Here is a 12,554-nt window from a genome sequence, read left to right as displayed (position 1 = left end):
CCCCTGCTGTCGACTAACGGGCGCTCGCGCCCCTGGCGGACGCACCCGGCGGGACGACCGGTTCACCCGGTCCGGCGGCGGCGAGCCGGTACACCGCCGTGGGTCGGCTCCGGCCGCGCAGCGCGATCTCCCCGCACGCGACCCATGCGTCCGCCGCGATCGATGTCCCGGCGATCGCCGATCCGGCCGCGGCTGCGCTCCAGCCTCTCCGCTTGGCCACCTCGCAGAGGCGTGCCGCCTCGTGCACGGCGGCGCCGACCACCGTGTATTCGAACCTGGTGTCCGTGCCCACGTGACCGGCGACCACCGTGCCCGCGCTGATGCCGATGGCGATGCGGTAGGGCACCTGCTCGTCCCGGGCTCGCCGCACGATGGCGGCGGCAGACTCCACCGCGCGCGAGCGGCCGTCCGGGAGGTCCTCGGGGGCACCGAAGATCGCGAGCGCTCCGTCCCCCTCGAACTTGTTGACGACGCCACCGTGACCGGCGATCTCGCCGACGACGATCCGGAAGAACTGGTTGATGAGGCGAACCGCCTCCTTCGGCGGGCACCGTTCGACGAGCCCCGTCGAGCCCACGATGTCGACGAACAGCACCGCGACATCGCGCAGTTGCCCGTCGAACTCCGGGCCGTTCCGCACGGCGGTCTCGGCGATGGGCGCGCCGACCTGCCGATCGAGGAGGTCGCGGAGTCGCTCACGTTCGCGCAACCCGCGGACCATCCGGTTGAATCCACTCTGCAGGTCACCGAGTTCGGTGCCGTCGAACACGACGACATCGACGTCGAGATCTCCCTTCTCGACGGCGGCCATCGCGGCACGCACGCTACGCACGGGGGCGACGATCGCGCGGTTCGCGAGAATCATGAGTACGAGACCGGCGACGAGGCCGACCACGCCGATCGCCAGCACCGACACCGCCACGTCCGATCCACCGGAGTGGATCTCCGCCGACACCACCAGGATCACCCCGAACAACGGCACCCCGGTACCGAGGAGCCAGCCGAGCTGCGCCCGCAGGGACAGGTTCGATCCCCCGTCCGGTCGGGGGTTCCCCCCTTCCAGTGCCCAGGCGGACACCGGTCGTGCGATGGCCTCGGCCAACAGATAGCTGTTGGCGCACACGACGAGTCCGCCGCAGACGATCGCCACCGCGGTGACCGGGAACAAGCGGGCGTCGACATAGCCGTAGGCGGGCGGAAGCAGCACCAACGAGCCGCCCCAGGCGAGGGCCTGTGCCCGAGTGAGGACGACTGGGATCGACACCGCGAAGAGGCGGTCCTGCCGGCTCGGCTCCGAGGCTGCCAGAACCTCGCGCAGGCGGCGCGCGACGCGACGAGGCACGTAGACGGCCGCGAACGCGCAGGCGACGGCGATGTACGCCGGCATCAGGACGAAGTTCACCGGTGCGAGTTGCCTCGTGTAGACCTCCGCCCCGGGCAGGGCGAACCCGACGAGGCCGCTCATCACGACCACTCCGAGCAGGCTGGAGACGACGATCGACCGGGTCAGTCGCGAACGGACGACGTCGACATCGACCTCGTGTGCCACTCCGGTGCGCTCACCGGACACGGAGCACGACCAGCGTGGCGAGCGCGAGCCAGCCGGCCGTGAACACCACGAAGACCGACAACTCCGCGGCCTGGAACACGGCAGACTCGCGCAGCGACGGCCGGGCCGAGAGCGCGAAGAAGGACAGCGGCTGCACGACCGCCCCGAGGACGATCGGTATCGCGATCCACAGCGGCAGCGGGGACACCGCGACCCCGACCGCCACCTGGATGACGCCCATGAACAGCAGATCGAGGTGTCCCTTGCGCAGATAGCCCGCGTCGCGCAGACCCAGGGCACGCAGCCAGGCGGGGCGGTCGGACGCGAGCAGCATCAGCCATCCGGAGAGCACACCCACGGTCAGCTCGAGCACTCCCGAGACCACGAGAATCGGCACGGGCATCACCTCTCGGTCAATGGTGCATGATACGTGCACTATTTCATGCCGAAGGCAGTAAATTGAGGGAATCGCCGCCACCGGGGGCGGAGCCGACCGGAAAGCGAGGTACGTCGATGGTTGCCGACACGTCAGGAGGCCCCGACACGGCGGCCCCGAGATCCGGCCGGGTCCGGATCGCCGGACGGCAGGTGCACTACGTCGAAGCCGGCACCGGCCGCCCGGTACTGCTCATCCACGGTATGGCCGGGAGCTGGACCCACTGGGCGCGGACCATCCCGTTCCTCGCCCGCAGACACCGCGTCGTCGCGATCGATCTTCCCGGCTTCGGCGACTCCCAGGCGCGGCTGAACGGATGCTCGTTCGACGCGATGGTGGACACCGTCGACCGAGTACGGGCCCTGCTGGATCTGGACCGGCCGGTGGTGATCGGCCATTCGATGGGCGCGCCCGTGGCCCTGCGGTACGCCGCGACACACCCTGACCACGTGACCGCGACGATCGCGGTCTGCGGGGCCGTCTCCTGGTTCGCGCTGCCGGCGAGATCCGGGCCCTTCGGTGCGCTGCGACGACGACTCGACCCGGCGAACACCGCGGTGTTGTTCGAGGTGCTCACCGCAGGGGTTCCCGTGCCCACCGCCCTGCGTCGTGTCGTGGCCCGCCACGACACCCTTCGCCGGGCGGCACTCTGGCCGTATCTGGCCGGACCGAACAACGACGAGGAGACCGCGTCGCTGTTGCTGGCCGGCGCAGGATCGGCCGGGGCACTGCCCACGGTCGCGAGTATCGCCCTCGCGGATCCGTTCGACCGCCTCGACCGCATCCGGTGCCCGGTGCTGTGCGTCGGGACCGCCCACGACAGAGTGTCGCCTCCCCGGCTGGTACGCGCTCTCGCAGAACGCATTCCGTCGGCGGAGAACGCAACCATCCCGCACTGCGGCCATCTGCCGATGCTCGAGCAGCCCGGTGCGTTCCACGCCGTCGTCGACGGCTACCTGCGCCGTCACACCTGACCGGCCGCAGGCAGCCGTCGACCTCGACCGTCCTGCCGTATCGCTACCCTCTACTCTCCCGCGCGCACCAGTTCCTGGCGCTCCGGCTCGACCTCGGTGCGGACCTGCGGGCGGGGCGTGCCCGGCCACCACCACGCCCGGGCACCGAGCAGCTTCAGGGCGCCGGGCAACAGCAGCAGCCGGAGCAGAGTGGCATCGACCAGGACGGCGACCACGAGCCCGATTCCCAACTGCCGGTTGACCGGGAAGGTGGTGAGCGCGAAGCCCGTGAACACCGCGATCATCACCAGCGCTGCGCCGGTGATCACCCGGGCGGTACCCACGATGCCGCCGTTGATCGCCGCGATCGGATCTCCGGTGCGGAGCCACGCTTCACGAATGCGCGACAGCATGAACACCTGGTAGTCGATGGACAGGCCGAACATGATGCCCATGATCCCCAGTACGGCCGTGCCCGCGATGTAGACGGGCACCTGCTCCGGCCCGACCGTCCCGTCGTACAGCAGGGCCAGGACACCGAACGCCGCCCCGACGGTGAGGACGTTGAGCAGCACTGCCACCAGGGGTACGAGCAGGGACCGGAGCAGGACGACGAGCACCAGGTAGGAGGCCCCGGACAACACCAGCAGAAGGAGCGGAACCAACCTCGTGATCTCCTTGCCGAAATCGACGACCAGCTGGCCCGACCCGCCGACCACCACCGTCATCCCCGTCGACCCGGCGAGACTCTCTGCCGCCGAGCGTAGTTCGTCCGAGAGCCGGACGGCCTCCGGGCTCCCCGCCGGTGCATCGGGGACCACCACGAAACGTGCGGTGTCCCCGCCCAGATCGATGTTGACCACCGTCGCCGCGAGTCCACGCAGATCGGAGCGGGCCCCGTCGAGAGCGGCCAGGCCGAGGTACCCGGACTGCAGGACGTTCGGGGACTGGGCGATCATCGGGCCCACGTCCACCCCCGCCGAACGAGCGGCGGACAGCAGGGCCGGCGGATCGAGCGACTCGACCGAGAGCAGCCGGTCGGCCACCGCCCCGGCTCCCAGCACCTCCGCGACCCCCTCGGTCTCGCGGAGTTCGCCCTCCAGTTCACTGAGCTCGGTCAGGAGTGCCGGCGTCGTGACCGGGCCGTCGGGGTTCTGCGCCACCACGATGAACGGCGCCGACCACCCCGGCCCCATCACCTCCGAGATACGGGTGTAGTCCGCGAGCGCACGCTCGCCCTTCGTCAGCAGTTCCACACCGGGTGTCCCCGTGCGCATTCCGAGTGCGGGAAGGGACAGCGGGATCAGGACCAGCAGCACCAGCAACCCGACCGGCACCGGACGTCGCAGCGCGAGGCGGCAGGCGCGCAGCACGACGCCGCCCTCCGTTTCCTGCGTCCGGGTGCCACGCCGCCCGTTGATCCGGCGGCCGGCGAAGCCGAGCAGCACCGGCACGATTCCCACCGCGGCGATCACGCTCATGACCGCGGCGGCACCGACCGCCACGGTCGCGGACACCAGGAAGGGGCCGGGAGCCACGAGCAACGCGGCACTCACCGCGGCGAGCAGAACGCAGCCGGCCTCGACGACGGTGCGTCCGGCCGTACGCCGGGCAAGCGCGGCCGCCTCCCACGGCTGCAGCCCGCGCGCGAGTTCCTCCCGGAATCGGGAGACGATCAACAGCGAGTAGTCGACGCCCAGTGCCAGCGACATCATCGAGGCGATACTGATGGCCAGCGAGTCGAGCGAGACCGCACCGGCGAGCACGCTCAGTACGCCCGACGTCGCGATCAGCACCGACCCCCCGATCACGATGGGGATCGCGGCGGCCAGCAGGGACCGGAACACCAGCAGGAGGATCACGATCAGCAGGGGCAGCGCGTACAGTTCGCCCTTGCGGAGTTCTCGTACGCCCGCCTCTTCGAGGGCGCTCCCCACCACTCCCTCGCCGGTGATCGACGCCGCCACCGGGTCGGCGATCACCTCGTCCACCCGGTCGACGATCACGTCGGCGTCCTTCATGGCGCCTTCGGATCCACCGGTCATGGCGAGCAACAACGCGGTGCCCGGCTCGGGTGCGAGCACGTCGGCCACCGAGTCGTCGGTCCACGGCGTGACGACGGGCCCGTACCCTGCACCGTCGAGCTCGGTGGCCAGACGCGTTCCCTGTATCCGGACCTGGTCCGCGGGGCCTTCGAGCAGGATCGCGACGGCAGTCGATCCCGGGAACCTCTCGTCGAGGATCTGGTCGGCGCGCTCGGAGGCGCTGCCGCTCACCGTCAGGTTCGGCTCACCGACGCGGTCGTGCACCGCCAGGGCGGGTATCCCCAGCGCCACCAATACCACCGGCCAGAGGATCAGAATCAGCCGCCGAAACTTCTTGTCCTGCATCGAGTATCCCTATCGTTGGAATGGCATCCGGCCCGGTGGACGGTGCCGCGAGTCAGCTCGCCACGCTCACGGCGTGAACGAGCGCGGCGGCGAAGTCGGCCCCGAAATCGCCGAGTGCCACCGGGTCCCAGGTGATTCCGACGCTGAGCTCCGCACCGGTCAGCACACTGGTGACCGACAGCGAATTTCCCAGTAGCGGCGACACCGGCCGGATACTCCCGACCTCGCGCCCGAGCACCGTGCGAATCGAGTGGTACGCGGGGTTGAGGCCGACGTGGATGTCGGGCCTGATCGTGGCCACGGTGCGCCGTGACGCGGCCTTGCGCAGACCCCACGGCAGGTGGGCACCCAGCGCCGAGACGGCCGGGATGGCGTGCTGGGTTCCGGATTCCGTGGCCGAGACCAACTGCGCCCGGATCTCCCCCAGTGCGTCCACGCGGGATCGGGGAGCCAGAGTGAGATTGACCAGCGTCATCGACACGGCATTCCCGGTGTGCCGCAGGCTCGGGTCCAACGTCGCCGGGGTGAGGACCCGCACCCCGTCCCGGCCGGGCCCCGGCTCGAGCCCGGCGATCTCGGCGGCGCGGCGCAACGATTCCTCGACCAGGACGAGGAGATAGTCGGCCGACCCTGCACCGTTGGCCACGGCGGAAGCACGGAAGTCGACGGCCGGCACCGCCGCCGTCCGCACCCGGCGTTGCCCGGATGCGAGGGGAGCCAACCCGGGCGAGCGCCGCGCGCCCCGCCAGGACGCGACGAAGGAACGGGCAGCCCGGGAGACGACGGCCCGGCCCGGGGAGGACCAGCGGAACCGGTCCGAGTCGACGTACCGGTCGAGGTGCGCCAATCCGGCCTCGTCGCCGTCGGCGAGCAGACGCGCGAAGCCGGCCCCGGCGATCCCGTCCGACATGCAATGGTGCACAGCCAACACGATCCGCCGCCGACGTGGACGTTCCTGCTCCACCGCCACCACGCGCCACAGCGGACGATCCCTGGGCAACGGCTCGGACATCAGCCGTTCGACCAGCGCATCGCCTGCCTCGTCACCGACCGTCCGGCAGATCTCGACGTTCCGTGCCGGATCCCAGTCGACCGCCTCGACCAGGCGAGGGGCCCGGCGACCGGTTCCGGAGAGTGCGAGCCGGAAGAGACCGGACGTGGCGACTCGCTCGCGAATCCGCTCGGTCAGCTCGTCGGCCGTGATCTCCGCACCGTCCGTGCTCAGCTCGAAGACGAGTGCCCAGTGTGTCGGTCGTCGTGCGCTCTCGATGCCGAGAAAGAACTCGTCGAGTCCGGTGAGTGACGCCTCGTCGGCCGCCGACGCGTTCGTCAGGGCGGTCATTCGCTCACCGTCCGTGCGTAGCCGTCGAAATCAGGGGTGAGACCGGTCGCGACCAGCTCCCACAACACCTCGTCGGCCCCGCCGCCGACCCGCGCCAGTTTCATTTCACGCCACCACTTCTCGACAGGTGCCTGACCGACCAGATAGCCGGCCCCGGCGAACACGTGGAGGCACTCGGACATGACCTCCTCCCCGAGACGCGCGGCGGTGACCTTGAGCCCCGACGCCGCGCGGATGCTGGGGACCTGGCCCGAGGCGGCCAGACCCTGCAGAGCCCACCGCAACACGTCCAGCCGCGCCTGCAGGTCGGCGAACCGAAGCCGCAGCGCCTGGTGATCGAACAACCGGCTACCGAACTGTTCACGCGACTTGAGCCTCGCCACCGTGATTCCCATCGCGAGATCGCACGCGCCGACCACCTGTCCGGCGATCGAGAGCCGTTCCTGTGCCAGACCCCAGCTCAGTGCCGCCAGACCGGTTCCGGCACGGGCCACCAACGCCTCGGCGGGCACCTCCACGTCGAACGTGATCGGGGCCGTCTCCAGACAGTGCGCACCCAGCTTCTCGTAGGCGGGGCCGACCTCGACGTCGTTGCGGTCCAACGCGATCAGAGCGAGTTCGCCGGCGCTGCGCGCGGTGTCACCCGCCCGTACGACGACAAGCACCACGTCGGCCACCGTCGACAGGGAGACGAACTTCTTGGCACCCCGGACCCGATACCCGCCCGGGACCGGAGTCGCCGTGGACTGCACGACCTGGAGATCCGAGCCGCCCCCGGCCTCGGACGCGCCGAGGCACACGACGGCGTCCCCGCGGATCGCCCGCTCGGTCAGATCGACGAGCATGTCGGAGCGGGCGAACCTGCGCAGGATGGCGATCGCCGAATCGTGCAGGCTGACGCCGACGGAGATGCCCGCCGACCCGGTACGGCCCAGCCGCTCCGCGAGCGCGAACAGCAGATGGAGATCGGGGACGTGCCCTCGCTGCCACTTACGGGCGAACACCTCGGCGTCGCCCAACGCCGCGATGATCTGGCGAGGGAACGTGCCCGTCCGATCCGCCTCCTCGATCAGCCCGTTCACCCGCTCGTCGAACACACTGTCCAGCAATGTCGAGAACTCCACGCGTTCGTCGACGTCCGATATCGTCACGGTCATCGGCGCACACCCCCGCCGTGCGCCGGATCGCCGGCCGACGCACCGAACCTGCTCTTCACCTCGAGCCGCCGGAGCTTTCCGGAGGTCGTCTTGGGCAGGGTGCCCGCGCCCACGAGTTCGACGGCCCCCGGGGTGACTGCGCACTCGGAGGCGACCAACTCGCCGATCTCGCGCCGGGCGGCCGCGTGATCCGACCCGACGTACTCGGCGACCACGACCAGTCGGTCCCGGCGCGCGGCACCGCCGCCGGACGACGTCGAGAGCACCGAATCGTCGGCGAACGCGACGACGCAACCGGTGCGGACACCGTCCGCCCGTGCCGCGGCCGCCTCCACGTCCTGCGGGAAGATGTTGCGCCCGGCGAGGGTGATCAGCTCCTTGCTCCGGCCGCACACCACCAGCTGGTCGTCCACCAGGTAGCCGAGGTCCCCGGTCTTCACCCACCCGCCCGGAACCAGGTCCGGTTCACCGAGGTAGCCCTTCATCTGTGCGGGAGAGGAGACCTCGACCTCGCCGACGGAGCGCACCCCGTCGAACTCGGTGGACTGCCGGGTCTCGGCGATGCGGAGCCGGACTCCGTCGAGCGCCGGGCCCAGCAGTGCGTGCCGACGTTCCCGCCCGTCCTTCGCGGTCACGGTGTCCGTCTCCAGACCCGACGACGGCAACGGCATGGTCACCGCGCACGTCACCTCGGCCAGGCCGTAGGCGCAGGCGACGGCGCGGGGATCGAACCCGAATCGCGACAACTCGCGAGCGAACCGTTCGGTGCTCTCGACGTCGATCGGCTCACCTCCGTTGATGGCATGGCGAAGCGCACCCAGGTCCGCCTTCGCCGCGCCGGACGCGTACCGGCCCAGCAGGCTGTACGCGAAGTTCGGGGCCGCGGTGATGGTCGCCTCGCTCACCGTCAGCCAGTCGAGCCAGTCGAACGGCGAACGCGCGAAGCACGACGTCGGCGACAACCACGTCTGCGTACCCGACAACAGGCCGGCGAGCAGCATCGACAGTCCCATGTCGTGGTACAGCGGCAGCCACGTGGCCAGCGAATCCCGGGAGCCGTCCAGGGCCACTCGCTGTTGCAGCGCACGGATGTTCGCCGTCACCGCAGACGCCGTCAGCTGCACCGTCTTCGCGTTGCCCGTGGACCCGGCCGTCCCCTGGTAGAGCACGGTCGCGTCCTCCGCGGCCGGCACCGGGCGGAACGACGACGGTGCGCCCGGCCACCGCGAGACCTCGGCGAGATCGAACACCTCACCGACCGTGTCCGCCTCGCGTAACAGACCGAGCGGTGTCCCCGAGCTGAATGCCGCGGTCACACCGAGGGTTTCGAACTGGTCGAGGGTGCGACGCACCCACGCCTCCGGCGTGGCGGTGCGCACGGGACCGGCGAGCACGGTCACCGCCCGGCCCGCGAGCCACGCCCCACACAGGACGGACACCGTCTCCGCGGTGGGCTCGCCGACCACCGCCACCGGTGCGGTGGGCGAACCGGATCGCGGATCGAGCAGCCGCGCCGCGTACGCCTCCGCGCGGAGGTACACGTCGCTCCACGGCCGGCGGATCCAGCTGCCGTCGGCCTTGTCCAGGACACCGAGGGTGCGTCCCGTGTCCATGGCCGCCGAGATCTCCGAGACGAGGTCTGTGCGCGAGGCGACCCCGGTGTCAGGCATCGGTCACCACCGCGTCACGCTGCCTACCGACCAGCCCGGCCACGTCGCCGAGGGTGCGGCACGCGAACAGCTCCTCCTCGGCGAGACGGACCCCGAACCGGTCCTCGATCGCGACGATGGCGATGGCGAAGGCGACGGAGTCGAGTCCGAGATCTGCCGTCAGATCGGAGCCGGCGTCGATGTCGACGACACCGACCGCGAGTTCGGTACGGACCACGTCGACCAGATCCGTGAGGATGTCCCCGGCCATGTTCACTGTCCCTTTCCGGTGGAGTCCGCGGCGACGAGCCTGCCGGCGGAGGGCTGTTCGCTGCTGAACGCGTCGATGAGCTCGGTGATGTTCGCGCGGAGCGCTCGCTCCGCAACCGGATCGAGCATCGCTGCCAGACTCGGCATTCCGAGATCGAACTCCGCCGTGAACGTGATCCGGACGCCGGGCTCGAGGTCCTGTACCGACCAGGATCCGCGGAAGGCCGCGAGGTCTCCGTCCACCTGCTCGAACGTCGACCGCAGGTTCACCCGGTCGAACTCGTCGGATTCGACCCATCGCAGGATGCCGCCGCGGAACGCGACGTCCCAGTGCGACGTGCACCGATCCCCGTCCCGATCGGTCACCTGGACCTGCAGAATGCTCGCGGCAACGGTCGGATAGCTCTCGACGTCCGCGATCCGTTCGTACACCTCGTGTGCGTGAGCGTGCTCGATCTCGCGCTCGATGATCATGACTGGCATGGGATGTCCCTTCACGTAGTGGCGAGCGCGACGAAGCTCCGGGAGACTTCGTCCAGACTCAGGTGTAGGCAGTCGACGAGTCGTTCGACCTCGTCGGGGGTCATCACGGCCGGCGGGGTGATCCGCAGGACCGCGTGATCGTTGAGCGAGTGGTTGACGATGACGCCGTGGTGCAACATCGTCGTCGCCACCTCGGCGGTCACGTCGGGGCGGACGAACTCGATTCCGAGCAGCAGTCCGGCGCCGCGGACCTCGACGATCAGCTCCCGGTACGGGGCGCACACGTCGACGACGGCCCGGAGCAGGATGTCGCCGAGTTCTCCGGCACGTTCGACGATCCGTTCCCTGTCGAGGGTTCGGAGCGTGGCGAGCACCGCGGCAGAGGCGAGCGGCGACCCGCCGAACGTGGACGAGTGCAGTGCCGGATCGTCGGCGACCGGCTTGAACAGCACGTCCGTTGCCAGGACCGCCGCCACCGGAACCACCCCGCCGGACAATGCCTTGCCCACGAGAAGGATGTCCGGACACTCGATTTCGGGCTGGTGCGCCCACGTCCGGCCGCACCTTCCGAGGCCGGTCTGGATCTCGTCGACGATCAGCGTCGCGTCGTACTGCCGGCACAGTCGCTCCACCTCGGCGAGGTATCCGCGCGGCGGGACGACGACCCCGCCCTCGCCGAGGACCGGTTCGAGGATCACCGCGGCGCGGCCCGGTACACCGGCGAGTACCTCGCGAAGTGCATCCGGATCGCCGTAGTCCACGGCCGTGGCGTCGAGAAGCGGAGCGAACAGCGACTGGTAGAGCTGATTGGAGGTCACCGACAGCGCACCGAGCGTCTTCCCGTGATATCCACCGCGCATGCACACCAATTCGGTACGGCCATGTGCCCGAGCGAGTTTCAGGGCGAGTTCGGTGGCCTCCGCGCCGGAGTTGACCAGGAACGCCTTGTCCAGCCCCTCCGGCGCGAGCGACACCAGCGCCTGCGCCGCCTCGGCGATCGTCGGCTCGAGCAGCAGCCGGGTCGCCAGCGGGTGCCGGCGCACCTGCTCGACGACCGCCTCGACGACGGCCTCGTGGCAGTGTCCGAGCAGGAACACCGAGTAGCCGCCGCAGTCCAGCAGCGACGCACCGTCCGCGGTGGTCACGGTGCTCCCGGACGAGGACACCTCGATACCCGCGCCGATGTACTCGGCGAGCCGGGCGCGCCCGGCACCCAGATAGCGGCGGTACCGGCCGACCAGCGCCGCCCGATCGGTGGCGGGCATCAGATCGCCTCGCGCAGTGCAGGCGTCCAGTACCGATCGACCGTCGCCTCGATCAACGCTGCCGAATCGTTCTCGGACAGAGCCAGGCCGGACAGCTCCCCCTTCCCCAGATCCGAGGGGAACACCTCGTCCGCGAAGACCGAGGCGACGGCGAGCAGGTGCTCGAACTTGTTGCGGTCCCGACCCTCGAGCTCACTGAAGAACGCGGGCTGCAGGAGCCGCTGCACCGTCTCCGTGGGAAAGAACCGGGGGCTGTCGAGGTGCACACCCGCCGGTGCGAGAGTGCCGCGGACGAGGTCGACGAGGGCCCGAGCCGTCAGCGAACCGCGTCCCGCGGTCAGCCACAGCTCCTGACCGGTGAGGTCGACCGACAGTAGGCGAGCGATCGCGGCCGCGACCACGTCACGGGGAACGAAATCGATGTAGGTGTCCTCGGGGAACGGCACGAACGGGAGGGCGCCCTTGGCATAGGCGCCCAGGAAGGCATGAAGGCCCTGATGGCGCGGAATCTCGCCCGAACCCACGTCGCCCGCGAGCAGCGAGGGCCGCACGATCGCGTAGTCCAGGCCGCTCTCCCGGACCACCTGCTCGCCGAGCGTCTTCGAGCGCAGATAGGCGTCCCTACCGTCCGCACAACCGGACACCGACAGTGCCTGTTCACGCCGGTCGACGAACGCGGTACTCACGTGCACGAGCGGCGCTCCCGCCGCACGTGCGAAGGCGACGACGTTGCGCGTCCCGCCGAGGTTGATCGTCTCGATCGACTGCGGTTCGACGTTGAAGTCGACCGCCGCGGCGATGTGCACCACGTGCGTGACCGAAGCGGCCACGGCGTCGTACTGCTCACCGAGGCCGAGATCCGTCGCGGTCACGTCGCCCCGAACCCACTGCACGTGGGATTCCTCGTGCACACGGCTCTGGTGTTCCAGCGCGACGACACTGCGAGAACGCAGCGCTTCGAGCAGGGACCGCCCGATCACTCCGGACGCCCCGGTCACGAGAATCTTCGTCTGGTCACTACTCATGGGATTCTCCATCGGTGGTGTTGTCGGTGCGGATG

11 protein-coding genes are annotated in these 12,554 nt (G+C 70.0%); 1 reads left to right on the top strand and 10 read right to left on the bottom strand.

All coding sequences use genetic code 11. From position 1 onward, the window contains the following. Positions 1-13: 13 nt before the first annotated feature. On the bottom strand, positions 14-1,570 hold the full coding sequence (locus G4H71_RS14640) for an adenylate/guanylate cyclase domain-containing protein (protein WP_072738981.1): 1,557 nt from the start codon (positions 1,568-1,570) through the stop codon (positions 14-16). Beyond that, positions 1,560-1,946, bottom strand: coding sequence for a hypothetical protein (locus tag G4H71_RS14635; protein ID WP_139183309.1), 387 nt, complete (start codon positions 1,944-1,946; stop codon positions 1,560-1,562). The genes G4H71_RS14640 and G4H71_RS14635 overlap by 11 nt, the downstream gene beginning before the upstream one ends. Positions 1,947-2,062: 116 nt before the next feature. On the opposite strand from G4H71_RS14635, the gene G4H71_RS14630 reads away from it, so the two are divergent. Further along, positions 2,063-2,959 (top strand): alpha/beta fold hydrolase, encoded by an 897-nt coding sequence (locus G4H71_RS14630; protein WP_072738979.1) that lies wholly within the window; start codon positions 2,063-2,065, stop codon positions 2,957-2,959. A gap of 50 nt (positions 2,960-3,009) precedes the next feature. Here G4H71_RS14630 and G4H71_RS14625 read toward each other — a convergent pair whose 3' ends face one another. Genes G4H71_RS14625 through G4H71_RS14590 form a run of 8 tightly spaced genes read right to left on the bottom strand, consistent with a single transcriptional unit; the run spans position 3,010 to position 12,519 of the window. Further along, positions 3,010-5,328: an MMPL family transporter gene (locus G4H71_RS14625; RefSeq protein WP_072738978.1), complete on the bottom strand. Its 2,319-nt coding sequence runs from the start codon at positions 5,326-5,328 to the stop codon at positions 3,010-3,012. A 52-nt stretch (positions 5,329-5,380) separates the two neighbouring features. Continuing rightward, positions 5,381-6,670, bottom strand: coding sequence for a wax ester/triacylglycerol synthase domain-containing protein (locus G4H71_RS14620; RefSeq protein WP_072738977.1), 1,290 nt, complete (start codon positions 6,668-6,670; stop codon positions 5,381-5,383). Next, complete coding sequence (locus G4H71_RS14615) at positions 6,667-7,827, bottom strand: acyl-CoA dehydrogenase family protein (RefSeq protein ID WP_072738976.1); 1,161 nt, start codon at positions 7,825-7,827, stop codon at positions 6,667-6,669. The genes G4H71_RS14620 and G4H71_RS14615 overlap by 4 nt, the downstream gene beginning before the upstream one ends. Then, a complete protein-coding gene (locus G4H71_RS14610; RefSeq protein WP_072738975.1) occupies positions 7,824-9,497 on the bottom strand; it encodes an AMP-binding protein in 1,674 nt (557 codons plus the stop codon). The genes G4H71_RS14615 and G4H71_RS14610 overlap by 4 nt, the downstream gene beginning before the upstream one ends. After that, positions 9,490-9,747, bottom strand: a complete 258-nt coding sequence (locus G4H71_RS14605) for a phosphopantetheine-binding protein (protein ID WP_072738974.1) — start codon at positions 9,745-9,747, stop codon at positions 9,490-9,492. The genes G4H71_RS14610 and G4H71_RS14605 overlap by 8 nt, the downstream gene beginning before the upstream one ends. 2 nt (positions 9,748-9,749) lie before the next feature. Beyond that, complete coding sequence (locus G4H71_RS14600) at positions 9,750-10,229, bottom strand: type II toxin-antitoxin system RatA family toxin (protein ID WP_072739037.1); 480 nt, start codon at positions 10,227-10,229, stop codon at positions 9,750-9,752. Between the two features lie 11 nt (positions 10,230-10,240). After that, entirely contained in the window at positions 10,241-11,494 is a 1,254-nt protein-coding gene (locus G4H71_RS14595) for an aspartate aminotransferase family protein (RefSeq protein ID WP_072738973.1), read from the bottom strand. Beyond that, positions 11,494-12,519, bottom strand: a complete 1,026-nt coding sequence (locus G4H71_RS14590) for an SDR family oxidoreductase (protein ID WP_169847174.1) — start codon at positions 12,517-12,519, stop codon at positions 11,494-11,496. Before G4H71_RS14590 ends, G4H71_RS14595 begins: the two co-directional genes overlap by 1 nt. Positions 12,520-12,554: the final 35 nt, after the last annotated feature.

It is taken from the genome of Rhodococcus triatomae, assembly GCF_014217785.1.
In the GTDB taxonomy this organism is placed as follows: Bacteria; Actinomycetota; Actinomycetes; order Mycobacteriales; family Mycobacteriaceae; genus Rhodococcus_F; species Rhodococcus_F triatomae.
This window is presented reverse-complemented; position numbering and strand designations above follow the sequence as displayed.